Source organism: Rhizobium leguminosarum (genome assembly GCF_019798305.1).
In the GTDB taxonomy this organism is placed as follows: Bacteria; Pseudomonadota; Alphaproteobacteria; order Rhizobiales; family Rhizobiaceae; genus Rhizobium; species Rhizobium leguminosarum_U.
Genome location: NZ_JAAXDD010000013.1, coordinates 113,692 through 137,337, shown reverse-complemented (window position 1 = coordinate 137,337; position 23,646 = coordinate 113,692). Strand labels below are relative to the sequence as shown.

Here is a 23,646-nt window from a genome sequence, read left to right as displayed (position 1 = left end):
GGATTCGATCGATGGACAGGAATGCGAAAGTCGCCGTGACGCTTGGCGATCCGGCCGGCGTCGGCCCCGAGGTGATCGTCAAGGCGCTTGCAGCCCTTCCGAAGGAAGAGCGCCGCGATTTCGTCATTGTCGGCAATGTCGAAGCGCTGGAACGCGCCGACCGCGTCAGCGGCACCGCACTGCGGTTCGGGCCTGCCGATGCACCCGGTGACGACAGGATCGCCGTCGACGAAGTCGCGCTCGCCGCCGCCCTGCCCGAGATCGGCAAGGTCAGCCCCGTCGCCGGCGATGCCTCGGTGCGCTACATCACCCGCGCCGTCGATCTCGCCATGTCGGGTCAAGCCGACGTCATCGTGACCGCGCCGATCAACAAGGAGGCGATGAACCTCGCCGGCCATCACCATGACGGCCATACCGGGCTGCTCGCGCATCTCACCGGCTCGAAGAGCTCCTTCATGCTGCTTGCCTCCGAGCGGCTGAACACCATCCACGTCTCCACCCATATCTCGCTGAAGGGTGCGATCGAGCGCGCCAAGACCGAGCGTGTTCTAGCCACCATCGAAGCTGGCCATCGCCACTTCCTGCGGCTTGGCAAAACAGCGCGCATCGCCGTCGCCGGCCTCAATCCCCATTGCGGCGAAAACGGCCTGTTCGGCACCGAGGACATGGAGTTCCTGGCGCCCGCCGTCGAGCAGGCGCAGGCAAAGGGTATCGACGTCGTCGGGCCGATCTCGGCCGATACGGTGTTTGCCCGCGCCTATAACGGCGCCTTCGATCTCGTCATCGCCCAGTATCACGACCAGGGTCATATCCCGATCAAGCTCGTCGCCTTCGACACGGCGGTCAACGTCTCGCTCGGCCTGCCGATCGACCGCGTCTCGGTCGATCACGGCACCGCCTTCGACATTGCCGGCACCGGCAAGGCCAACCACGTCAACATGCTCTCGGCCATCGCCTACGCCAGGCTGATGGCCCGCTCGCCGCGGCGGGAGGGGTGATTGCGGCTTCCAGAAGGACGACAGGCGCCGATTACCGACACAAAGATGTCGAACTTCGTTATGACACCTCAGAACCGGACTCTGTCGTTCAGGAACGTCCCGCCGTTGACGCGCCAGCATTCCGCGCCTACATAGCTAGACAGTCTAGCTAGGAGCGGAATCGATGGAATGGCAACTGCAGGACGCCAAGAACCAATTTTCGAAGGTCGTGCAGAAGGCCCGACAAGAAGGGCCGCAGGTAGTGACCGTGCGTGGCGAGCGCACGGCCGTCGTTCTGTCCGCCCGCGACTACGACGCCTTGCGCGCCGGCAGGCCGACCCTCGTCGACGACCTGCTCGGTGGCCCCGCCTGGGACGATGAGTTCGCCGATGCGGTCGAAGCACGCAACAAGAGCCCAAGCCGCGACGTCGCCGTCTGATGTATCTGGTCGATACCAACATCGTCTCGGAGGCGCGACGCGGGACGCCGCAGGCGGTCTCCTGGCTGCGCTCCGTCGACCCGCTCACCATCCACCTGAGCGCGCTGACGCTTGGCGAGATCATGCGCGGCATTGCCCTCAAACAGAAGTCGGATCCGAAGACCGCGGCCCATCTCACCGAGTGGCTGCGCAAGCTGCGTTATGATCATGGCGACCGGATCCTGGCGGTGACCGACGAGATCGCCGTCGAATGGGGCCGCATCGGCGCCATCCGGCCGCGTGGTGATATCGACGGGCTGATCGCCGCAACCGCAATCGTTCATGATCTGATTGTCGTCACTCGCAATGTCGGCGATTTCGGCGATACCGGCGCAGCAGTGATAAATCCATGGGAGATGGGCGCGTGAACAGCCCCGCAACCAACGCTCACCGCAGAAACCCAGTCCTCTGACGTCGAAATCCCCTCCACTGTCGCAGCCTCCGGCATGAGCGAATTGCATTCCATGTTGATAAAATGTCTTATGGCTGCATGAGCCTTAAGGTCGCCTAGTCGAGGACTCGGGGGCGCCCGGCAGGTCCTGGTGCATGTGAAGACGGGCCGGCCGTCAACCAGACGGACCGGTTATTGCGTGCCGGCGGCGGCGTGTGTCTCGGGAAGCCATCTGACCGGGGCGATTTCGAGCTAGCGGCATCCGGAAATGGCGGCACTTAAAGGGAAGAATATGTTTTCAGTAGAGAAATATCTTGAAGCGGATGGCGTCGCTGTCGGCGCGACAATCTTGTCGATTGTGGTTTTATCTTTGGTTATTCAGGAAGTTCGAGAGATTATATTCTATAAAAGAAATAATTGGAACTTTGATTTAGACAGCAACGTCGGACTGAGGTTGTACAATGGCGATTCAACCGACGAAAAAGATCTCGTTTCTAACAAATCAAGGGTTTGTTTCGGTACTCCGTTCATGATTTTCGGATTCGGAGTACTGCTGACCGCGTGTGTGGCGATTATATTGTCGAAGTAAGTTTCGTTTTTATCTAACTGGGAAGATATAGAATCTCAGGTTTTGGGATAGTAGGCCAAGGCGCAATGTACATTCTGGTACAACGGGCGATGGGTTTTTTCGGTCAGTGTCTCCATTCCCAGTTTGCTAAGCGCCTGGCATCATCAACGGTAAGGTTGCCGGGGTCGCGACCGATGCGGAGCCCGATGCGGAGCAGCTCGAAGGCCAGCCCGCAAAGGAGCTGTAGAGCATGATCCCGATCGAGGATGCAGGAGCACTGACTGAAGGCCCCTCCCCATCACATACCAAACAAACGGCGGTCCCAGAAAACCGGTTGGTGAAGGCTTGTCGTGATCGACGGGAATTCCGGGTGGGCCGGATTGATCAGCACGTTGCGGTCGACGCGGGCGACGACGCTTGGGACCAGCAGGATGGCGCTGCGCTTTTCCTGGCACCATCGTTCGCCGAAAGCCTTGCTGACGTTTGCCGGCATGCTGTCCCAGCCGGGCAGCGCGGGCTCGGAGAGGACCTCGTAGCTTAGCCCACGCGGTAGAGTGATCGTGACATAGTGCTGGTTGGGCGGCAGCCGTCCGCTGCCATGGACGAGCTTTTCGAGCAGTGCGGTCGAATAGTGCTCGCTCGTATAGATGATCGGGCTGCCCGATGTGTTCCACCGCCCCGGCGCGATGGTCGAGCCGGTGGCGTCGAAGATCGGATAGGTTCCATGGGGATCTCCGATGCGAACGGATGTGAGTGTGCGGTCAAGAACCTGTGCGCTCACGCAGCGCTGCCGTATTTCAGGCTTCCGAGGATATCGAGCACGAGCTCGCCGCCGATCTCGCTTTGGATGACCACGTCGATCGGCCTCCTGTCCTCCAGCATTGCATGCGGCCGAAACAGGAAATCGCGCGCCTCGGCCTCGGTCTGCCAGACATCGAGCGCCGATCCCCAGACGCGCGCCAGACGGGCGAGCTTTATGCCCTCGTCGGAGGAGAGCCGATGCTTGGACTTGCGCCGCTCATAGGTGGCCTTCGGAACGAGCCTATATTTGAACTGGGTATCATCAGGCGCCAGAAGCAGCGCCATGCGATCAAGGGCCTTGACCGGCAAACCTTCCTCGATGCTGGAAAGCAGGCCAAAGGCCGAGCGCGACGCCGGTTCCCTGGCGGGCAGTCCGAGAACGTCGGCGATGACTGCAAATCCCGTCATGGCAAAGCTCCTTTTCACTTGAGGTTATATTTAGCCTCAAGTGATGCAATGTTCAAGAGTGCCATCCCGGCTTGTCTTCGATAGCGGCGGATTGCCCTGCGCGCGGGAGATCGCTATCTTTCCTTGAGGCACACGAACAATGAAGGAGGTTGCCTATGTCACCGCGGGACGCCTGATCCAGCAATATCAACTCTTCTGCCTTTCCAAAGGCATCGATTTCATACGCATCGAATCCGTACGGCCGCATGATGATACCACGCTCTTCTGCAGCGCTGGAATGCAGCAGTACAAACCTCTCTTCTCCGATCCCTTCCATAGTGGAACAGTCGCAAACAGCCAGGCTTGCCTGCGCATGGGTGACCTCGACGAGATCGGCGACGGAACCCACCTTCTCCACTTCACCATGCTCGGCCTTTTCTCCTTCCGGAAATTGACCGTCGGCAACGCCATCGATTTCTGGCTCGAATTTCTTGGAACTCTGGGGCTCGTGCCGGATCATGTGACGATCCATCCCGACCGCCTGGTGGAATGGACGCCGCTCTATCGCGGGCGCGTGCCCATCATGCCGGATCCTGAATGCATTTGGAGCGATGGCAGCATCAGCGGATACTGCACCGAGTTCTATAAGGATGGCGTCGAGATCGGAAACATCGTCAATCCGCTCGGAACCTGCATCGACGTCGGCTTCGGCGCGGAACGTCTCGACATGATTGTCAACGGCACGCCGCAGGTCGATGCGCTGGGAACGCTGTCCGAGACGGTCATGACGATCGTGGAAAGCGGCTACCGGCCGGGCAACAAGGAGCAAGGATACGTCTTGCGAAAACTGCTCCGTCGCATCCACAAGATGGGCGGCACGCTTGACCATCCCTTCTTCGCGGAAGAGGTCGAGCGCCAGAAGCGGCTGCGCGCCAAATATCTGCGTCTGCGTGATCGCCATTCCGAGATGAGTCCCGACTGGTGGTTCGACACCCATGGCATTGATCTCTCCGACATCGGGGAGATCATGAACGAATAGCGGAACCGAGGCCTCCCGAGACAACAGCGGGAGGCCTTGCCACGCTCTATCGATCAATCGCGGGAAACCGCGGCCAGGGATGAGCTTTCGTTCCGTCACTCTTTTCCCCGGAGATCGTTCTTTTGGAAATTCGTTCCTATCCACCGGCATTAATCCATTTAATCTATAGACATAATTAACTGGAGAGAAGTTGCGATGAGTATCGAAAAGTCTGAAAACGCTCTCGGACGACGAGAGCTGCTGAAACTGTCTGCGGCGGCCGGGGTCGCCGTTGCCGGTGCATCGCTCATCGGACAGAAGCCGGCTTTTGCCGCGGGCGAAGAACTGTCGCTGAAAGGCAAGCGCATCGCCATCAGCGCAACCGGCACCGATCACTTCTTCGACCTGCAGGCGTATAATGCCCAGATCGAAGAGGTAAAGCGTCTCGGCGGCGAGCCGATCGCCGTCGATGCCGGTCGCAATGACGGCAAGCTGGTCTCGCAGCTGCAGACGCTGATTGCCCAGAAGCCGGATGCGATCGTTCAAATCCTCGGCACGCTCAGCGTCATCGATCCCTGGCTGAAGAAGGCGCGCGATGCCGGAATCCCGATTCTGACCGTCGACGTCGGCTCGACCAATTCGATCAACAACACCACCTCCGATAACTGGGGCATCGGCAAGGATTTGGCGCTGCAGCTCGTCTCCGATATCGGCGGCGAAGGCAATATTGTCGTCTTCAACGGCTTCTACGGCGTAACCCCCTGCGCGATCCGCTACGACCAGTTAGTCAATGTCGTCAAATATTTCCCGAAGGTCAAAATCCTCCAGCCGGAATTGCGCGACGTCATCCCGAATACCGTGCAGGACGCCTTCACGCAGATCACGGCGATCCTCAACAAATATCCGGAAAAGGGTTCGATCAAGGCGATCTGGTCGGCCTGGGACATTCCGCAGCTTGGCGCGACCCAGGCTTTGGCGGCCGCCGGACGGACCGAGATCCGCACCTACGGTGTCGACGGCAGCCCGGAAGTGCTGCAGCTCATCGCCGATCCGAATTCGCCGGCCGGCGCCGATGTCGCCCAGCAGCCGGCAGAAATCGGCCGCACCGCCATCCGCAACATCGCCAAGCTGCTCGCCGGCCAGACCCTGCCGCGCGAGACCTATGTTCCGGCCCTGCTCGCCAACAAGGCCAATGTCGGCGAAGTCACCAAGAAGCTCGGCATCGGCTAACACGGAATCTGCCCGCCCGGAGAGATCGACATGACGGCCATTTCGTTGAAGCAGCCGGTGACGGCACGCGACGACATCATCCGCTTTGAAGGCATCGTCAAGCATTTCGGCGGTGCCCAGGCGCTTGCCGGTGCGTCGCTGATCGTCAGGCGCGGCACCATCCACGGTCTCGTCGGCCAGAACGGCGCCGGCAAGTCGACGCTGATCAAGCTGCTTGCCGGTCTTCACCAGCCGGATGGCGGCCGGATCGAGATCGAAGGGCAAACATTCGACAGGCTGACACCACATCTTGCCGAAGAGCTCGGTATCCACTTCATTCACCAGGATCGGCTGCTGGTGCCGACCTTTGCCGTTGGCGAAGCCCTGTTCCTTGGCCGGGAACCGCGGATATCCGGCACACCGTTCCTCGATCGGCGACTGATGCAGCGTCGCGCGTCTGATATTCTCAACGACTATTTCGGTATCCGGTTGCCGAACGCCGCCTTGATCAGCGAATTGTCGACTGCCGAAAAGCAGATCGTGCAAATTACCCGCGCGCTCCTCAATCAGCCGAACGTGCTCGTCTTCGACGAGCCGACGGCGGCCTTGGTGCGCCGCGAGGCCGATATCCTCTTCCGGCTGATCCGCCGTCTGCGCGACGATGGTGTTACCATCATCTATATCTCGCACTACCTGAACGAAATCGAAGAGCTCTGCGACCACGTCACCGTGCTGCGCAATGGGCTCGACGTGGCATCTCTGCCGATCGGGGAGACTTCGGCCGGCGCGATTGCGCGGCTGATGGTCGAACGCGACATCAAGGAGATGTTTCCGAAGCCGCAGGTGACGCCGGGCGCGGAAATCCTCAAGGTCGAGCAGCTGTCGGCGCCGGGGAAATACAGCGACGTCAGTTTCACGCTTCGCCGCGGTGAGGTGCTCGGCCTCACCGGCCTGCTCGGCTCCGGCGCAAAGGAGCTGGTCCGCACGCTCTTCGGTCTGGAGACGCCGGCTTCCGGCCATATCGAGATCGGCGGCAAGGCTGCCCGTTTCAGCAATCCCACCCAGGCAGCCGGTCATGAGATCGCCCTGGTGCCGGAAGATCGGCGTCGCCACGGCGTCGCGCTCGACCTCAGCATCGCGGAAAATATCAGCCTTTCCAGCCTTGGCCGCTTCACGCGTTTCGGCTTTCTCGATCGCAGACGCGAACAGAAAGAAGTGGACGCTCTGATTGCGCGGCTGCGGGTGAAGACCAGTGGGCCCGATGCCCTGCTGCGCACGCTTTCGGGCGGCAACCAGCAGAAGATCGCCATCGCCAAGTGGCTGAGCCGCCGTTCCGAGGTCTATCTCCTCGACGAGCCGACGGTCGGCGTCGATATCGGCTCCAAGGTCGAGATCTATACGCTGATCGGTGAACTCGCATCGCGCGGCGCCGGCGTCATCGTGCTGTCTTCGGATCTGCCCGAACTCGTCGGCATCACCGATCGCATCCTGGTGCTCTTCCGTGGCCGCGTGGCGCGGGAATTCATATCGTCGGAGACCACGGCGGATGCGGTGCTTGCTCAATCGACCGGATCATCCGAGGGACATCGCCATGTCGGCTGAAGTGGAATTCGCGCCTTCCGGTTTTTCCGCTGCTGAACCGCCTCCCCGGCCGGCCGGCAATATTGCCGCTGCGGCATTGCGCTTCGGTTCGCTGATCGCTTTCGCCGCCATCCTGATCATCTTTTCGCTGACCGCACCCTATTTCCTCAGCATCGGCAATATCGGCAACGTGCTTGGCCAATCGGCCATCTCGGGCGTGCTTGCCATTGGGTTGACGCTCGTGCTGATCGCCGGCGGCTCCAATGTCGTCACCGGTGGCATCGACCTGTCGCTGGCGGCCAATATGGGTCTCAGTGCCGCCGTGTATGCGAGCCTGACGCAACTCGGCTACGGCGATGCGACGGCGGTTGCCGGGGCGATCCTCACCGGCGCGCTGATCGGCACAGTTAATGCCATTGCCGTTGTCTATGCCGGCATTGTGCCGCTGCTGGCCACGCTTGCCGTCATGAACGTCGTCGCCGGCTTGGAATTGGTACTGACCGGCAATACCGTCCTGCCGGCCTCGACGCCTTTCCTGTCGGCGCTTTCGGCCTCGGATCCTTTCGGCATCCCGGTTCTCGCCTATGTGCTCCTCGGCTTCACGGCGATCACCACGGCGATCGTGCAATATACCCCGCTCGGCCTGCGCCTCTATGCCGTCGGTGAGTTTCCGGATGCGGCCCGTGCCGCCGGTCTGCCGCTTCGTCGGCTGCTTGCCGGCGCCTTCGTCGCCAGCGGCGTCTCCGGCGGCATCGCCGGCATCCTGTCGGTTTCCTATCTGAGCGGCAGCACGACCGGCGCCGGCGAGATGCTGTTGCCTGTCGTGGTGACGGCCCTACTCGGCTCGGTCTTTTCACGCCGGCTGGTTCCGACGATCACCGGCACGCTGCTGTCGGCCCTTTTGGTCGGCTTCCTGGTCAACGGTTTCCAGCTGCTGAACATTTCGAGCACGCTGGTCAGCGGCGTCCAGGGCTTTCTCATTCTCATCGTCGTTTCCGCCACCACGCTGCTGCGCCGGCAGGAGGCCTGACCATGTCGCTCCAGACCCCTCCCCCCGCCAGCATCGACCTGCCGCGTCTTCTCGCCGGTGGCCTGGTGCGCTATGGCTTGATCTTGGCCCTGGTTGCGGTGTTTGCCGCCTTTTCCGTGGCAACGCCGACATTCCTGACGACTGCGAATCTGCAGAGCATCCTGGTCAACAATTTCACGCTGCTTGCCATCGTCTCCATCGCCATGACCTTCGCCGTCGCATCGGGCGGCATCGATCTTTCGGTGGGAACGGCGATGGATTTCGCCAGTTTCGCGTTCGTTTCGCTCGTTCTCGCCGGGCAGCCGGTGGCAGTCGCCGCACTCGCGGGATTGGCCGCCGGAGCGTTCGTCGGCGCCTTCAACGCGCTGCTGATTTCAGCGATCGGCGTGTCGCCGTTCCTCGCCACGCTCGGCACGCTATTCATCGGCCGCAGCGTTCAGCAGCTGCTGACCAATGGCGGCAATCCGGTCTATCTGCCGCCGAACGGCGTGCCGGAAGCCTTCCGTTTTCTCGGCCATGGCACGATCGCCGGCTTTCCGGTACCGCTTGCCGCTGCCATCGTCGTCATCGTAGCCGCCGCCGTTGTTTTTGCCCGCACGCGTTTCGGCCGCGTCATCCTGTCGATCGGCATCCAGCCGGGGGTCGTGCGCTATTCCGGCATCGCCGCGCCGGCCCATGTCGCGGTGACTTTCATCCTGGTCGGGTTGATCGCGGCAATCGCCGGCCTGATCCTGACCGCAACCGTCACCACCTACATTCCCTCCTCGGGCAATGCCTTCCTGCTGAATGCGATCGGCGCGACCTTCATCGGCACGACGCTCAGCCCGCTCGGACGGCCGAATGTCGGCGGGACCGTTCTCGGCGCGCTGCTGCTCAGCATCGTCGCCAATGGGCTGCTGCTGACCGATCTGAACTTCTACTGGCAGCAGGTCGGCACGGGAACGCTGATCTTCGCCGTGCTCGCCCTGAGCTTCATCAACAGAAAGGCCGCCGGCGCGTAAGAGCCGGAAGCGGCTCTACCCCGCCGAGGCGTCGGAAATCATTCTGGAGACGGCATTCTTCCAGCCGATGATCTTGCCCTGCCGCTCGGTCTCATCCATCGAAGGGCTGAAGCGGCGGTCGCAGGCCCAAGCTTTGGCAAAATCCCGCTTGCCGGGCCAGATTCCGGCTTTCGAGCCGGCAAGCCAGGCTGCGCCCAACGCCGTCGTCTCGCGGATCGCCGAGCGGTCGACAGGGTTTCCGGTCATGTCGGCCAGGCACTGCATCGTCCAATCCGAATCCGCCATGCCGCCATCAACGCGCAGCACCGTTTCCAACTGGTTGGCGCCCCAGTCCTTCTTCATCGCCACCAGCAGGTCGAGCGTCTGGTAGGCGACGGATTCAAGCACGGCGCGGGCAAATTCCGCCGGCCCGCTGTTTCGCGTCAGACCGAAGATCGCGCCGCGCGCCGCCGGATCCCAATAGGGGGCGCCGAGGCCGGTGAAGGCCGGAACGATGTAGACCTGCTGCCCGGGATCGGCCTTGGCGGCAAGCCCCCCGGCCTCGGATGCCTGGCCGATGATGCCGAGGCCGTCGCGCAGCCATTGCACAGCGGCACCGGCGATGAAGATCGAGCCTTCGAGCGCATAAGTCGTCTCGCCGTCGAGCCGGCAGGCGATCGTCGTCAACATTCGGTTGGAGGAAGAAACACGATCCCGGCCTGTGTTCAACAGGGCAAAGCAGCCGGTGCCGTAGGTGGATTTCATCATGCCGGGCTCGAAGCAGGCATTGCCCATCGCCGCAGCCTGCTGGTCGCCGGCGACCCCGAGGATCGGAAGTTCCGCGCCAAACAGCGCCTTGTCGACGCGGCCGAAGTCATCGGCACATTCCCTGACGTCAGGAAGCATGGCGGCCGGAATGCGGAGAATGCCGAGAAGCTCTTCGTCCCAGACGCCGTCGTCGATATTATAGAGCAGCGTTCTCGACGCATTGGTCGCATCGGTGGCATGCACGCTTCCATTAGTCAGATTGTAGATCAGCCAGCTGTCGATCGTGCCGAAGCAGACATCGCCGGCCTCGGCCTTCTCACGCAGGCCATCGACGTTGTCGAGCAGCCAGCGCAGCTTCGTTCCGGAGAAATAGGGGTCGAGCAGCAGGCCGGTCTTGGCGCTGAACAGCTTCTCATAGCCATCGGCTTTCAGGCTCTCGCACATTTCGGCTGTGCGCCTGTCCTGCCAGACGATCGCCCGGTGAAGCGGCGCGCCTGACCGTCGGTCCCAGATGACCGCCGTCTCGCGCTGATTAGTAATTCCGATCGCGGCAATGTCGGCGGCATCAATACCGGCATCGGCGATCGCCCTGCGCACAGTATCGATGACGGATTGCCAGATTTCGGCGGCGTCATGCTCCACCCAGCCGGGCTGCGGATAATATTGGGTGATCTCAGTCTGCGCCGAGCCGGCCATTTTCATGCCGCCATCGAAGATGATCGCGCGCGACGACGTTGTGCCCTGGTCGATCGAAAGAATATAGCCGCTCATATCCGTCTCCGGCTCGCACGAAACCGCGCCGCCTGGCAAAGAGGGCGGATGCGGAGATTTCATGAGAGAAAGATTATGGGTGCCACCGGCTTGCGGCCGGTGGCGGGAAGTGATGGCCGGAAGCCTCGTTGCCTCCGGCCGAGGTCCGCCTTACTTCGACTGCCAGCTCTTGACGAGTTCGTCGTAGTTGACCGTGACCGGCTTTTCCTTCTCGTTCTCGATCTTCAGCTGCGGCGCAAGGTTGCCCTTCTTCACCGCATCCGCGTTCCAGTAAGCGAGGTCATGCTCTTCGGCGAGTTTCGGGCCGATATCGCCCTGGACGCCCGATTTCTCGATACGGCCCATGACCTTCTCCTGCTCGCCGCAAAGAGAATCCATGGCTTCCTGCGGCGTCTTGGCGCCGGCAGCGGCGTCACCGACAGCCTGCCACCAAAGCTGAGCCAGCTTCGGATAGTCGGGAACGTTGGTGCCGGTTGGCGACCACTGAACACGCGCAGGCGAACGATAGAACTCGATCAGACCGCCAAGCTTCGGAGCACGCTCCGTAAAGCTCTTATCGCGAATGGTGGATTCGCGGATGAAGGTGAGACCGAGCTGGCTCTTCTTCACGTCAATCGTCTTCGAGGTCACGAACTGTGCATAGAGCCAGGCAGCTTTCGCGCGGTCCGTCGGGGTCGATTTCATCAGCGTCCAGGAACCGACGTCCTGATAACCAAGCTTCATGCCGTCTTTCCAGTAAACGCCATGCGGGCTCGGTGCCATGCGCCATTTCGGCGTACCGTCCTCATTCATGACAGGCAGGCCAGGCTTGACCATGTCTGCGGTGAACGCCGTGTACCAGAAGATCTGCTGCGCGACGTTACCCTGCGCGGGCACCGGACCGGATTCCGAGAAGGTCATGCCCTGAGCTTCCGGCGGTGCGTACGCCTTCAACCAATCGAGATACTTCTGGATCGAGTAGACGGAAGCTGGGCCATTGGTGTCACCGCCGCGCGCGACGCAGGAGCCGACAGGACGCGACTTTTCGTCGACCTTGATACCCCATTCGTCGACCGGAAGACCGTTCGGCAGACCCTTGTCACCGTTGCCAGCCATCGAAAGCCATGCGTCGGTGAAGCGCCAGCCCAGCGACGGGTCCTTCTTGCCGTAGTCCATATGGCCGAAGACCTTCTTGCCGTTCACGTCGCGGCCAGTGAAGAATTCGGCGATGTCCTCATAAGCGGACCAGTTGACCGGAACGCCAAGATCGTAGCCATACTTCGCCTTGAAATCGGCCTTGTTCTTCTCGTCGTTGAACCAGTCATATCGGAACCAGTACAGGTTTGCGAACTGCTGGTCGGGAAGCTGGTAGAGCTTCTTGTCCGGTGCCGTCGTAAACTTGGTGCCGATGAAGTCGTCGATATCGAGGCCGGGGTTGGTAACGTCCTTGCCTTCGCCGGCCATCCAGTCGGTCAGGTTGCGCACCTGCTGATAGCGCCAATGCGTACCGATCAAGTCGGAGTCGTTGACCCAGCCGTCATAAAGGTTCTGACCGGTCTGCATCTGCGTCTGGATCTTCTCGACAACATCGCCCTCTTGAATGACGTCGTGCGTGACCTTGATCCCGGTAATCGCAGTAAAGGCCGGAGCCAGAACCTCGGACTCATACTTGTGAGTGGTCAAGGTTTCCGAGACAACCTTGATGTCCATGCCCTGGAACGGCTTTGCAGCATCAACGAACCACTGCATTTCCTTTTCCTGGTCGGCGCGAGAGAGCGTCGACATGTCGCCGATCTGTTTGTCCAGAAAAGTCTTTGCCTCGTCCATGCCGGCGTAGGCCGACCCGGTCATGGCCAGCAGTACCGCTGCTGTCGTCGTCAATAAATGCCTTCGCATGATATCCTCCCAGGGTTTTGCGATTGCAGTCTTCAGTCTCAGGCGGCCAGAAAAATCTCCGGCCATCTGCATCAGTTTGCCTCACACGTAACGGAATACGCCAACAGCGTAGACAACGGAGAGAGCGAGAGCCCACCAGAGGCTTGATCCCGCGAGACCAAGCCAGGCAAGATGGATAAAGGCGCTGCCGAGCAGCGAAAGGAAAAGCCGGTCACCGCGCGTCGTCTCGAAGCGCAGGATTCCGATCCGGGGATTGCCGCCCGGAGCGGCGTATTCCCAGACCCCCATGCCGATCAGCAGCAATGCGATGACGACGAAGAAAGTGGCCGTCGGCCAGGTCCATGCCATCCATGAAAAATCGGGAAGCGAAAAGCTCATCAAACCCTCCCCAGGGCGAAGCCCTTGGCGATGTAATTGCGCACAAACCAGATCACCAGCGCCCCCGGGATCAAGGTCAGAACACCGGCGGCGGCGAGAAGGCCCCAGTCCATGCCGGATGCAGAGACGGTACGGGTCATGGTGGCAGCGATCGGCTTCGCGTCGGTCGTCGTCAGCGTTCGTGCGATCAGCAACTCGACCCAAGAGAACATGAAGCAGAAGAAGCAGGCGACACCTATGCCGCTCGCAATTAGCGGCGTGAAGATCTTCAGGAAAAAGCGCGGGAACGAATAGCCATCGATATAGGCCGTTTCGTCGATTTCCTTCGGCACGCCGGACATGAAGCCTTCAAGGATCCAGACCGCAAGCGGCACGTTGAAGAGGCAATGCGCCAATGCCACGGCGATGTGCGTATCGATCAGTCCAAAGGCTGAGTAGAGTTGGAAGAACGGCAGGGCAAAGACCGCCGGCGGCGCCATCCGGTTCGTCAGCAACCAGAAGAAAAGATGCTTGTCACCAAGGAACCGATAACGGGAGAAGGCATAGGCCGCCGGCAGCGCGGCTGCCACCGAGATCACCATGTTCATGACGACATAGCTGATTGAATTAAGGTAGCCGGAATACCAGGCCTTCTCCGTGAAGATCGTGACGTAATTGGCGATCGTCGGGTTATGAGGATAAAGCGTCAGAGAATTGACGATTTCCGAATTGGTCTTGAAGCTCATGTTGACGAGCCAATAGATCGGCAGCAGGAGCACAATGATATAGATCGTCGGGACCACCCACCACCAGCGTGATTCCTCGCCGCGCCGGCGCATCAGACGGCTGACTTCATCGGAGGAGAGACCGCTTGCGACACTGGTAACGCCAGAGATTTTTCGGCTCGCTGTCGTTTCGTTGGAGGCGCTCATTTCAATTCTCCGCGTCGTGGCTTGTCATGACGGTGTAGAACACCCACGAAAGCAGCAGGATGATCAGGAAATAGACCAGCGACATGGCAGCGGCCGGACCGAGGTCAAACTGTCCGAGGGCGGTCTTGACCAGATCGATCGACAGGAAAGTGGTCGCGTTGCCGGGACCGCCACCAGTGACGACAAAAGGCTCGGTGTAGATCATGAAACTATCCATGAAACGCAGCAGCACGGCGATCAGAAGAACGCGCTTCATCTTTGGCAGCTGGATATAGCGGAACACAGCCCAACGAGAGGCACCGTCGATCTTGGCTGCCTGATAGAAGGCATCCGGAATGGAAACGAGGCCTGCATAGCAGAGCAAGACGACCAGGCTCGTCCAGTGCCAGACATCCATGATGATGATCGTCACCCAGGCGTCGAACGGATCCTGCACATAGTTGTAATCGATGCCGATGGCATTGATGTAATAGCCGAACAAACCAATGTCGTTGCGGCCGAACACCTGCCAGATCGTGCCGACAACGTTCCACGGGATCAGCAGTGGTAGCGCCATCAGAACCAGGCACACCGGCACGCCGATGCCCGATTTCGGCATGTTGAGCGCAATGAAGATACCGAGCGGGATCTCAAGAGCGAGAATGATCAACGAAAAAATCAGGTTTCGCTGTAGGGCGGCCCAGAATCGGTCGGAATGCAGGATTTCGGTAAACCAGTCCGTTCCGTTCCAGAAGAACTGGTTGTTTCCGAAAGTGTCCTGAACGGAATAGTTCACGACCGTCATCAAGGGAATGACGGCCGAGAATGCCACCAGCACGAGGACCGGCAGGACCAGAAACCACGCTTTGTTGTTCCAGGTTTTTTCCATCATCAAGCCTCCGGTCCGGCGCGCCAAGAGTCGGCATAAATACTGATAGCCGATGGGTCGAAGGTCACCCGGGGATCAGCCGGAATGTCCTCGTCCTCAGGGACGACGATCGCGATCGGCTGGCCGGCAAACTGCGCGCGGACGATCTTCTGCCGGCCGATATCTTCCACCTTGCTGACGGTCACAGGCATGCCCTCGCGGCCGACCCGAACAAACTCGGGCCGGATTCCAAGCTCTACCTTGGCGGCTGCCGAAGTCTTTGGCGCATAGTCGAGCGTCAGCGCATGCTCGCCGACCCGAACCGTGCGGCCTTCCACCTTGGCTGGCATGAAGTTCATGCCCGGAGAACCGATGAAGTAGCCGACGAAGGTATGGCTCGGACGCTCGAAGAGTTCGGACGGCGTGCCGATCTGCACGATCTCGCCATCATACATCACCACGACTTTGTCGGCGAAGGTCAGCGCCTCCGTCTGGTCGTGCGTGACATAGACCATGGTAAAACCGAACTGCTTATGCAGCCGCTTCAGCTGCGATCGCAGCACCCATTTCATATGCGGATCGATAACAGTGAGCGGCTCGTCGAAGAGAATCGCGTTCACATCCGAGCGCACGAGGCCGCGGCCGAGCGAAATCTTCTGCTTTTGGTCCGCCGTCAAACCGCGCGCGCGACGCTTGGCCCAGTCTGCAAGATCAATCATCTCCAATATTTCGCGGACACGACGATCAACATCAGGCTCCGCGACGCCGCGGTTGCGCAAGGGGAAAGCCAGATTGTCATAGACGGTCATCGTGTCGTAGATGACCGGAAACTGGAATACCTGCGCAATATTTCGCTGCTGCGTCGGCAGGTTCGTAACATCCTGTCCGTCGAAGAGAATTCGCCCTTTGGAGGGCTGAATAAGGCCGGAAATGATATTGAGCAGCGAGGTCTTTCCGCATCCTGAAGGTCCGAGCAGCGCATAAGCACCGCCATCGTTCCACTCGTGGTGCACTTCTTTGAGAGCGTAGTCCTTCTCGCTCTTCGGGTTCGGCCCATAGGCATGTCGGATATGATCGAGGGTGATACGTGCCATGATCTTCTCCTAGCCCCTCTGCCTGGCAGTGGTGATCGCCCGGCCGTCCGCGCCGAACGCCATCAGGTGGCGCGTATCGATGAAAACGGAGAGATCCGTGTCCGGGTCGACGTTGTGGATGCCGTGCGCAAGCATCACCCAGCGGGTGTCGGCAAATTGCAGATGCACGAAACTTTCCGACCCGGTGATCTCCGAAACCTGCGTCCTTGCCGTCATCCGCGCCGAACCAGCCGTCTGGGCAGTTGGTGCAAGATGATGCGGGTGAAACGCGATCGTTGCCGGCCCGTCCGGCACATTCTGAAGATGCGGCGGCACTGCAAAAAGCAAAACGCCGTCGCGCAGGAAGTTGTCTTCCGATTTGACCAGATCAATGAAATTCAGCGGCGGATCGGCAAAGGTTTTCGCCGTCGTCAGATCGAGCGGATGGCGATAAACCTCGACCGTCGGGCCAAACTGGGTGATCCGGCCCTCGCTGAGCGCTGCCGTATTGCCGCCCAGCAACAAGGCTTCGGAGGGTTCCGTCGTGGCATAGACGAAGATTGCGCCGGACTGCGCGAAGATGCGCGGCAATTCCTGCCGCAGTTCCTCACGCAGCTTGTAGTCAAGGTTGGCAAGCGGCTCGTCCATCAAAACAAGGCTCGCATTCTTCACGAGTGCACGGGCAAGCGCCGTGCGCTGCTGCTGGCCGCCCGAGAGGTTGAGCGGCGTGCGATCGAGATAAGGCCCGAGTTTCAGAAGTTCGGCAGCCTTGCGCACCTCTAGATCGATGCTCTTGGCATCCTTGCCGGCAATCCGCAGCGGCGAGGCAATATTCTCGTAGACCGTCAATGCCGGATAATTGATGAACTGCTGGTAGACCATCGCGATGTTGCGCTTCTGGACAGGCATACCTGTCACGTCAGCACCATCAAAATGGATCGTACCGGCCGTCGGCCGATCAAGGCCGGCCATCAGACGCATCAACGAGGTCTTGCCCGACAAGGTCGGCCCAAGCAGAACGTTTAGCGTTCCTCTTTCAAAAACAAGATCGGTCGGGTGGATATGATAGTCTCCTCCCACCATCTTTGCGGCCTTCCGCAGTTCCAGCATTCCTGTTCCCGTGCCTCCACGCAGCGGGGACCACATGGCTCCTACCCGGCCATCGCCGGTATGGCAGCCATGTACTCCTCCAGTGACTGGGCCTGCTCCTTCGAAAGGCGCAGACCATCCTTTGTTCTCCTCCACAGCACGTCTTCAGCGTGCCGGGCCCATTCATGTTCGACCAGATAAGTGACCTCGGCCTCGTAGAGATCGCCGCCGAACAGCCGTCCGAGATCGTCGAGCCCGCGGGCTTCGCCGAGCAGTGCCTTTGCCCTGGTGCCGTAGCGGCGAACCAGCCGGCGGGCATGCCGATCGGCGAGGAACGGATAACGCCGTTTCAGATCGGCGACCTCGGCATCGTAACCCTGGACCGGGAAGTCGCCGCCGGGTAGATGGCTTTTGGCCGTCCACGGGGCGCCCTTGACGCCGATCGCAGCGCCGATCTTCTCCAGCGCATGTTCGGAAAGCCGGCGATAGGTGGTGAGCTTGCCGCCGAAGACGTTGAGCAGCGGCGCGGCATTTCCTTCGCCTTCCAGCTTCAACACGTAATCGCGCGTCGCCTCCTGCGCCTTCGAGGCGCCGTCGTCATAAAGCGGCCTGACCGCCGAATAGGTCCAGACGATATCCTCCGGCCTGACCGGCTCCTTGAAATATTCCGACGCCGCATTGCAGAGATAGGCCGTCTCCTCCTCCGAAATCCTGACATCCTTGGGATCGGCGGTGTAGTCGCGATCCGTGGTGCCGATCAGGGTGAAGTCGCCCTCGTAAGGGATGGCGAAGATGATGCGGTTGTCGGGATTCTGGAAGAAATAGGCTCTCACGTCGTCGAATTTCTTCTTCACGACGATGTGGCTGCCCTGGACGAGGCGGACATGGTGGGCTTCGTTCTGGCCGAAAGCGGAACGTATGACGTGATCGACCCAGGGACCGGCGGCGTTGACCAGCATTCTGGCCTGATGGCTGTCATTGCGGCCAGTGACGGTATCGGTGGTCTCGATATGCCACAGGCCGTTCTCGCGCCTTGCCAACACCACCTTGGTACGCGGCATGATGGTCGCACCCTTGTCGGCCGCGTCGCGGGCGTTCAGCACCACCATGCGGGCATCGTCGACCCAGCCGTCGGAATATTCAAAGGCCTTGGAAAACAGCGCCTTCAGCGGCTTACCGGCCGGATCGCGGCGCATGTCAAGCACCGATGTCGGTGGCAGCAGCTTGCGGCCGCCAAGATGGTCGTAAAGGAAGAGACCGAGCCGGATCAGCCAGGCCGGCCGGATGCCGCCCTTGTGGTAGGGCAGTACGAAACGCAGAGGCCAAATGATGTGCGGCGCCATCGCCCAGAGGATCTCGCGCTCCATCAGCGATTCTCGCACCAGGCGGAACTCGTAATGCTCGAGATAACGCAGGCCGCCATGGATCAGCTTGGTGGCGCCCGACGAGGTACCAGAGGCGAAATCGTTCATTTCCGCCAGCGCCACCGAATAGCCACGCCCGACGGCATCGCGCGCAATGCCGCAACCGTTGATGCCGCCGCCAATGACGAATATGTCGTAAATCTCCCGGCCCAATATCCCCTCCGAGCCCACTCCCAATTTCGCATCGCACAAAACTTGCGCAATTGCGAAAGCAAGATCAGTTAAAACGAAAGAGATCCGAATGTCAAACGAATGTTTGGCGGGAGATGGCTGTCTAGCGAAATCTGCCGTTGGTTTCGATCAGCTTCACATTGTTTTCGAGGCAGAGATTGCGGATCGACGGCACCGGACAGTGATCGGTGATGAAGGTATGAACCTGGGAAAGCTGGCCGATCCTGACCGGTGCGGTGCGTTCGAACTTCGTCGAATCGGCAACGAGAATGACATGTCGGGCATTGGCGATGATCGCCTGGGCGACCTTCACTTCGCGAAAATCATAGTCAAGAAGCGCACCGTCGATGTCGATCGCAGACGCGCCGATCACGGCGTAGTCGACCTTGAACTGGCGGATGAAATCGACGGCCGCCTCACCGACGATCCCGCCGTCCGAACCGCGCACGACTCCACCTGCGATTACCACCTCGATTGCCGGGAAAAGGCGTAATCTATTGGCAACGTTGATGTTATTTGTGATTACCATTAGCTCGTGATGGTTGGCGAGCGCCTCGCCCACCGCCTCTGTCGTCGTTCCGATATTGATGAAGAGCGAGGCCCCGCTCGGGATGAGCTCGACCGTCGCAATGCCGATCGCCTGTTTCTCGGAAGCGGCGATCTGACGGCGCGCCTCGTATTTGACATTCTCCGTCCCACTCGGGAATGTGGCGCCGCCATGGATGCGCGTCAGCAGCTGCGCATCGCAGAGATCGTTCAGGTCCTTGCGGATCGTCTGGGGCGTCACCGAAAAGCGGGTGGCGAGCTCCTCCACCAGAACCCTGCCGCTCGATTTCGCAATCGCCACGATTTCAATTTGCCGGTCGGTCAAGAACATGGGCGCGCGCCTTTCGATCTGCTTTCGTTTTAAAGAAAGCGAACCGCAGCGCAATGCCTATCTGTTACCGGGCCGCCTTCCCGGCCGACGCTACCGCTTCCGCATCACGTTGACGACCAGCACGCCGAGGATCGCCATGACGCCACCGACCGCGCCGAGCACCGTCGGCGTTTCGCCCAGCCAGACGAACCCGATCAGCGTGGCAACCGGCGGAACGCCATAGAGGAAATTCGAGGCGCGGGCGGCGGTCAACCGCTTCAGGGCGATCGCCCAAGTGAGGTAGCCGATCGCGGTTGGGAAGATGACGAGATAGACAACCCCCCAGTTCACCTCCGCCGGTGCGGTGGCAAGCGCCTGGATCGTCGCTGGAACGGCCGGAAACAGCGGCACGGAACCGATGAGCAGGATCCAGGCGGTGACGGCAGGCGCCGGCAGCCGTCCGAGCAGCGGCTTCTGCAGCACACTGGCGGCGGCCGAGCAGAGCGCTGCGCCCAGGATGAGGACGGCATTCGGATCGAGCTTGAAGCCGCCATCGGAGCCGACCGCGATCAGCGCCACACCGCCGAAGGAAACCGCGGTGCCCGCCCAGCCCCAGCGGCCGAAGCGCTCGCCGAGCGCGAATGTGGCGATGAGGGCGGTGAAGACGGGCATGGTATTGATGATGAAGCTTGCCGGTCCCGCCGCAACGGTCTGCTCGCCGGTGTTCAGCAGAACCGCATAGGCGGCGACGAAAAGCACGGCGGCAACGGAGAGGCGAACGAAATCGCGTTTTTCCGGCAGCGGCCGGTAGATAACGAGATAGACGAGAGCAATGACACCGGCTGCCACATAGCGGGCCGTGGCCAGTTCGATCGGCGTCAACGGTCCGAGACAGATACGGATCACCACGAAGGAGGACGCCCAGAAGAGAATGGTGACGAGGATCGCCGCAAGGGCCACCAGATCAAACCCGCCTTGCTGTTTCGTCGAAATCGGTGCGCTTGCCGCCATGCTCATTTTCGCCTCCATATGTTCCTGCGACAGTGATTAGGCCTTCGATGCGTGCTTGAAAAGCATCGCAATCGATGATCAAATGTGCGTATGGTTCACAGCTCGCCAGTGCTTCCACCGCTCGATACGCTCGAGACCTTTGCCCGCGCCGCCCGGCTCGGATCGTTTTCGGCTGCAGCCGAGGAAAGCGGCATCACCCACGGCGCGGTGTCGAGACAGGTCTCTCGCCTGGAACGCTGGATGGGCGTACGGCTGTTTGCGCGCGAAGCTCGGGGCGTGCGCCTGACGCCGGAAGGTATGCGGTTCTTCGCGCGGGCGGAGGAAGCGCTCGCGCTGCTCGGCAATAGCGGCGAGCGCTGGCTGCCTCGTCGCAACAAGGCAGTGGTGCGCCTTTCGGTGACGCCCTCCGTCGCCTCTCTATGGCTGTTTCAGCGCCTGCCGAAGCTCGAAGGAAACGAGCTGCATGTCGAGTTGACGCTCGAACACCGGCTGGCGGATTTCGGCGAAGGCACGGATCTCGCCATTCGCTGCGGCAAGGGGCCGTGGGCCGGCGTGCGTGCGCTGCCGCTCTGGCAGGAAAAATCGTTTCCGATCGCCGCCCCGATGCTGGCGGACCGGCTCGGGCAGCGCTCCGATGCCCTTTCGCTGCTCGAGATGCCGATCCTGCATGATTCGAATATTGAAGGCTGGCGCCGCTGGCTCTCCCGTGAGGGTGTCGACTATACGCCGCGCGGCCACGACCGTCGCTTCGAGGACTACAATTTGGTGATTGATGGCTGTGCGCAGGGGCTCGGCATCGCGCTCGCGCGCCCGCCGCTGTCGGATGCCGCGCTGGCGGCCGGGCGCGTCGTCACTGTCTCGGAGCGGACGCTCGATTACCATGTGGCCTTTCACCTGATTAGACCGGACGATGCGCTTAGAAGCCCTGCCATCGAATTCGCCAGCCGCTTTCTGCGCGAGGCCGGCCATGACGAGGCGACGATCGCTACTTTTATCGCACCCGGCCGAGTGAAAGCGTAGGCGGAACGGACGGCCCGCGCTAGATCGAGCCAGGTGATCTCAGAGCAGACAAACGACGGCATGCCGCTACGCGGGCGAAGGGAAAGAAACCGCGGCGTCAGCCACTCGATGGCAAGAGACCTCCGAGCAACAGGATTTCTTATGATAGGCAGCTCCTCGCGAAGCAATATCCTGAAACACACGGTGCGATCCGATGCAGAAAAAGCGCGCATATGTGCCGCGAACAATGCAGACCTGTATCAGGCGATGTTCCGTGCCCATGGACTGCCTGATCAGCGGACCAGTGCATTTTGGTCAAGCGATGCGATCGCACCCCCCTACTATTCCAACATGACGACACTCGACCCGGACGCAACAGAGGAACAGCTGATTGAAATCAGTCGACTGACAGATCGACTAGGACGGCGACCTGGTTTCAAAGACGGGTTTTCCAGGCTCGATCTCGTCAACAAGGGATTCCAGTTGTTGTTTTCCGCATCATGGATTTGGGCTGAACCTCACAGACTTTCAGCGCGTATGCCTCAAGATTGGGCACGCATTCGCGATCCGGCGGCACTGGATCGCTGGGAACATTCCTGGAAAGAGTCTGGGAGCCCGACCGATGCCAACGTCTTCACACCGGCGCTGCTTTCCGATCCCAACATGCACATCTATGGCCGATGGGCCGGCGATGGTTTTGATGCGGGCTGCATCGTAAATCGATCACCCCAAGCTGTAGGGATCTCCAACATCTTTAACTTGACTGGTTCGCCGCAGGCCTTCCGAGATGCCATTTCGTTGGCCACTATCGCCTTTTCACCCGATGTGCCGCTAGTCGGCTATGACAGTGGCGCAGCGCTAAACGAAATGACAAAGCTCGGCTTCAGGTCAGTCGGCAAACTAAGGATTTGGCTATCTGACGACGGTTCCTAAGTGTCTTTCTCTCTGGCGGCGTGCCGTAGCTGTCCCAGATCTTCAGATAGTGCCCCACCAAGACCTCGTCCTCGTCGGGCGTTGCTATTCGAATATCCATGATGTCGTGATCCGGCTTGGGCGTGCGAGGGCGCGAAATCGCTCCTCAGAAGAGGTGGCGCCCCCTTGCCGCTATGCGGCGGGAGGCGCCAAAGCGGCATATCAATTCGCTGCCGTCAGTGTCATCGAGGCACTGCCGGCCGCAACGTTGAGGCCGAGCTGACCGGTCAGGCTGACCGTCTGCAGATGGATCGAACCGGAGGTGCCGCCAATCAGGAGATTGGCGCCGACACCGGCGCCGAGCGTTGCTTCGGCTGTGGCGCCGACATAGAGGCCGGCGAGCGATCCGCGGTGATAGCCGGCCGTCGGCGCGAACACGGCCCAGATCAGGCGGCTGCGCGTGGTGAAGCCAATGTCGATGCCGAGCTTTCTCACTTCGCCCGTATAGCGATCCGAAAGTTCGTTGCCGACGGTCGACTGGAAGACGCAGTCGGCCTCTTTGGAGGAACCGAGCACGTAACCCGTGCCGCCGCCGATATCGCAGGTGAGGTAGCCGATCTTCACGCCATTGCGCAGGTCCGGCTCTTCATATGTCCTCGTGACGAGGTCAGCGGCATTGACCGCCCCTGCGCCGACAAGCGTCAACGATACCGCGGCAAACGCCGTCGCAACAATTTTCTTCATAAGTCTCTCCTTCTCAAATCGTGACGGGAGCATACCCGGCTACTCGCCACCAGATTCGGCAACAGATTACGGACGGAACCGCAAAACGATCCCGAACCGGCATCATTTACGCATCGCATGTCAAAGCGCGTGGGAGGGCGCAAGCGACAAACACGCTTACGGTTCAGCCCCTATTGGGACATTTCGAAGGCATCTTTTCGCGTCATCCGGTTATTTCACGATGTTGTCAGGGATGGTTGCCGGAAAGGCACGATCCCGATCGCTGTCAACTCTCAACGATCGGTACCATGCACATCGCAGGCATCCCTATTTGCGTAGACCATCGATGATCGCGCAGGTTGCCATGCCATATAGATAGCTGTACTATTTTTGAAAATACTCTCCATGCGGCACTGTA

The 23,646-nt window shown here is 60.5% G+C and carries 24 protein-coding genes and 1 pseudogene; 11 read left to right on the top strand and 14 right to left on the bottom strand.

What is annotated here, in order from left to right; translation table 11 throughout:
• Positions 1–11 precede the first annotated feature (11 nt).
• From pdxA to HFO99_RS23010, 4 genes are all read left to right on the top strand, one after another.
• The gene (pdxA, locus tag HFO99_RS23025) at positions 12–998 is read left to right on the top strand and encodes a 4-hydroxythreonine-4-phosphate dehydrogenase PdxA (protein WP_222363841.1); all 987 of its coding nucleotides are present in this window, start codon (positions 12–14) and stop codon (positions 996–998) included.
• 163 nt (positions 999–1,161) lie between these two features.
• Positions 1,162–1,416, top strand: coding sequence for a type II toxin-antitoxin system Phd/YefM family antitoxin (locus tag HFO99_RS23020; RefSeq protein WP_222363839.1), 255 nt, complete (start codon positions 1,162–1,164; stop codon positions 1,414–1,416).
• Positions 1,416–1,823, top strand: a complete 408-nt coding sequence (locus HFO99_RS23015; RefSeq protein ID WP_222363838.1) for a type II toxin-antitoxin system VapC family toxin — start codon at positions 1,416–1,418, stop codon at positions 1,821–1,823. Before HFO99_RS23020 ends, HFO99_RS23015 begins: the two co-directional genes overlap by 1 nt.
• Before the next feature lie 291 nt (positions 1,824–2,114).
• On the top strand, positions 2,115–2,435 hold the full coding sequence (locus HFO99_RS23010; protein WP_222363835.1) for a hypothetical protein: 321 nt from the start codon (positions 2,115–2,117) through the stop codon (positions 2,433–2,435).
• Between the two features lie 277 nt (positions 2,436–2,712).
• Here HFO99_RS23010 and HFO99_RS23005 read toward each other — a convergent pair whose 3' ends face one another.
• Complete coding sequence (locus tag HFO99_RS23005) at positions 2,713–3,195, bottom strand: RES family NAD+ phosphorylase (protein WP_222363833.1); 483 nt, start codon at positions 3,193–3,195, stop codon at positions 2,713–2,715.
• Complete coding sequence (locus HFO99_RS23000) at positions 3,192–3,623, bottom strand: antitoxin Xre-like helix-turn-helix domain-containing protein (RefSeq protein WP_017969355.1); 432 nt, start codon at positions 3,621–3,623, stop codon at positions 3,192–3,194. Before HFO99_RS23000 ends, HFO99_RS23005 begins: the two co-directional genes overlap by 4 nt.
• A gap of 139 nt (positions 3,624–3,762) precedes the next feature.
• Here HFO99_RS23000 and HFO99_RS22995 point away from each other — a divergent pair, with 139 nt between their 5' ends.
• From HFO99_RS22995 to HFO99_RS22975, 5 genes are all read left to right on the top strand, one after another.
• Positions 3,763–4,641 (top strand): alanine--tRNA ligase-related protein, encoded by an 879-nt coding sequence (locus HFO99_RS22995; protein ID WP_222363832.1) that lies wholly within the window; start codon positions 3,763–3,765, stop codon positions 4,639–4,641.
• A 195-nt stretch (positions 4,642–4,836) separates the two neighbouring features.
• Positions 4,837–5,850 carry a sugar ABC transporter substrate-binding protein gene (locus HFO99_RS22990; RefSeq protein ID WP_222363830.1) on the top strand — a complete coding sequence of 338 codons (1,014 nt, stop codon included), beginning with the start codon at positions 4,837–4,839 and terminating at the stop codon, positions 5,848–5,850.
• Between the two features lie 30 nt (positions 5,851–5,880).
• Positions 5,881–7,431, top strand: coding sequence for a sugar ABC transporter ATP-binding protein (locus HFO99_RS22985; RefSeq protein WP_222363828.1), 1,551 nt, complete (start codon positions 5,881–5,883; stop codon positions 7,429–7,431).
• Positions 7,421–8,440 carry an ABC transporter permease gene (locus HFO99_RS22980; protein ID WP_222363826.1) on the top strand — a complete coding sequence of 340 codons (1,020 nt, stop codon included), beginning with the start codon at positions 7,421–7,423 and terminating at the stop codon, positions 8,438–8,440. The genes HFO99_RS22985 and HFO99_RS22980 overlap by 11 nt, the downstream gene beginning before the upstream one ends.
• A gap of 2 nt (positions 8,441–8,442) precedes the next feature.
• Positions 8,443–9,441 carry an ABC transporter permease gene (locus tag HFO99_RS22975; RefSeq protein ID WP_222363824.1) on the top strand — a complete coding sequence of 333 codons (999 nt, stop codon included), beginning with the start codon at positions 8,443–8,445 and terminating at the stop codon, positions 9,439–9,441.
• Between the two features lie 15 nt (positions 9,442–9,456).
• Here the strand turns inward: HFO99_RS22975 and glpK are convergent, their stop codons facing one another.
• The 10 genes from glpK to HFO99_RS22925 form a co-directional block, all read right to left on the bottom strand.
• Positions 9,457–10,959 (bottom strand): glycerol kinase GlpK, encoded by a 1,503-nt coding sequence (gene glpK / locus HFO99_RS22970; protein WP_222363822.1) that lies wholly within the window; start codon positions 10,957–10,959, stop codon positions 9,457–9,459.
• A 150-nt stretch (positions 10,960–11,109) separates the two neighbouring features.
• Complete coding sequence (locus tag HFO99_RS22965) at positions 11,110–12,834, bottom strand: ABC transporter substrate-binding protein (protein WP_222363820.1); 1,725 nt, start codon at positions 12,832–12,834, stop codon at positions 11,110–11,112.
• Between the two features lie 81 nt (positions 12,835–12,915).
• Positions 12,916–13,212 (bottom strand): DUF2160 domain-containing protein, encoded by a 297-nt coding sequence (locus HFO99_RS22960; RefSeq protein ID WP_003552210.1) that lies wholly within the window; start codon positions 13,210–13,212, stop codon positions 12,916–12,918.
• Entirely contained in the window at positions 13,212–14,123 is a 912-nt protein-coding gene (locus HFO99_RS22955; protein WP_222363818.1) for a carbohydrate ABC transporter permease, read from the bottom strand. The genes HFO99_RS22960 and HFO99_RS22955 overlap by 1 nt, the downstream gene beginning before the upstream one ends.
• Position 14,124: 1 nt before the next feature.
• Complete coding sequence (locus HFO99_RS22950) at positions 14,125–14,991, bottom strand: carbohydrate ABC transporter permease (protein ID WP_012759894.1); 867 nt, start codon at positions 14,989–14,991, stop codon at positions 14,125–14,127.
• Between the two features lie 2 nt (positions 14,992–14,993).
• The gene (locus HFO99_RS22945) at positions 14,994–16,064 is read right to left on the bottom strand and encodes an ABC transporter ATP-binding protein (RefSeq protein ID WP_222335491.1); all 1,071 of its coding nucleotides are present in this window, start codon (positions 16,062–16,064) and stop codon (positions 14,994–14,996) included.
• A gap of 9 nt (positions 16,065–16,073) precedes the next feature.
• Positions 16,074–17,153 carry an ABC transporter ATP-binding protein gene (locus tag HFO99_RS22940; RefSeq protein WP_222363816.1) on the bottom strand — a complete coding sequence of 360 codons (1,080 nt, stop codon included), beginning with the start codon at positions 17,151–17,153 and terminating at the stop codon, positions 16,074–16,076.
• Positions 17,154–17,194: 41 nt separating this feature from the next.
• Positions 17,195–18,709, bottom strand: coding sequence for a glycerol-3-phosphate dehydrogenase (gene glpD / locus HFO99_RS22935; RefSeq protein ID WP_222363814.1), 1,515 nt, complete (start codon positions 18,707–18,709; stop codon positions 17,195–17,197).
• Between the two features lie 121 nt (positions 18,710–18,830).
• Complete coding sequence (locus tag HFO99_RS22930; protein ID WP_222304576.1) at positions 18,831–19,604, bottom strand: DeoR/GlpR family DNA-binding transcription regulator; 774 nt, start codon at positions 19,602–19,604, stop codon at positions 18,831–18,833.
• Between the two features lie 90 nt (positions 19,605–19,694).
• Complete coding sequence (locus tag HFO99_RS22925) at positions 19,695–20,612, bottom strand: DMT family transporter (RefSeq protein ID WP_222363812.1); 918 nt, start codon at positions 20,610–20,612, stop codon at positions 19,695–19,697.
• Between the two features lie 72 nt (positions 20,613–20,684).
• Between HFO99_RS22925 and HFO99_RS22920 the strand changes: the two genes are divergently transcribed.
• Together HFO99_RS22920 and HFO99_RS22915 are read left to right on the top strand one after the other, a co-directional pair.
• Positions 20,685–21,614: a LysR family transcriptional regulator gene (locus tag HFO99_RS22920; RefSeq protein WP_222252601.1), complete on the top strand. Its 930-nt coding sequence runs from the start codon at positions 20,685–20,687 to the stop codon at positions 21,612–21,614.
• Between the two features lie 141 nt (positions 21,615–21,755).
• Positions 21,756–22,526 (top strand): hypothetical protein, encoded by a 771-nt coding sequence (locus tag HFO99_RS22915; protein ID WP_222363811.1) that lies wholly within the window; start codon positions 21,756–21,758, stop codon positions 22,524–22,526.
• Positions 22,527–22,536: 10 nt separating this feature from the next.
• Here the strand turns inward: HFO99_RS22915 and HFO99_RS33565 are convergent.
• Positions 22,537–22,626, bottom strand: a pseudogene (locus HFO99_RS33565) (GNAT family N-acetyltransferase); the annotation flags it as partial.
• Positions 22,627–22,727: 101 nt separating this feature from the next.
• The gene (locus tag HFO99_RS22910) at positions 22,728–23,249 is read right to left on the bottom strand and encodes a DUF992 domain-containing protein (protein WP_222363810.1); all 522 of its coding nucleotides are present in this window, start codon (positions 23,247–23,249) and stop codon (positions 22,728–22,730) included.
• Between the last annotated feature and the right edge of the window lie 397 nt (positions 23,250–23,646).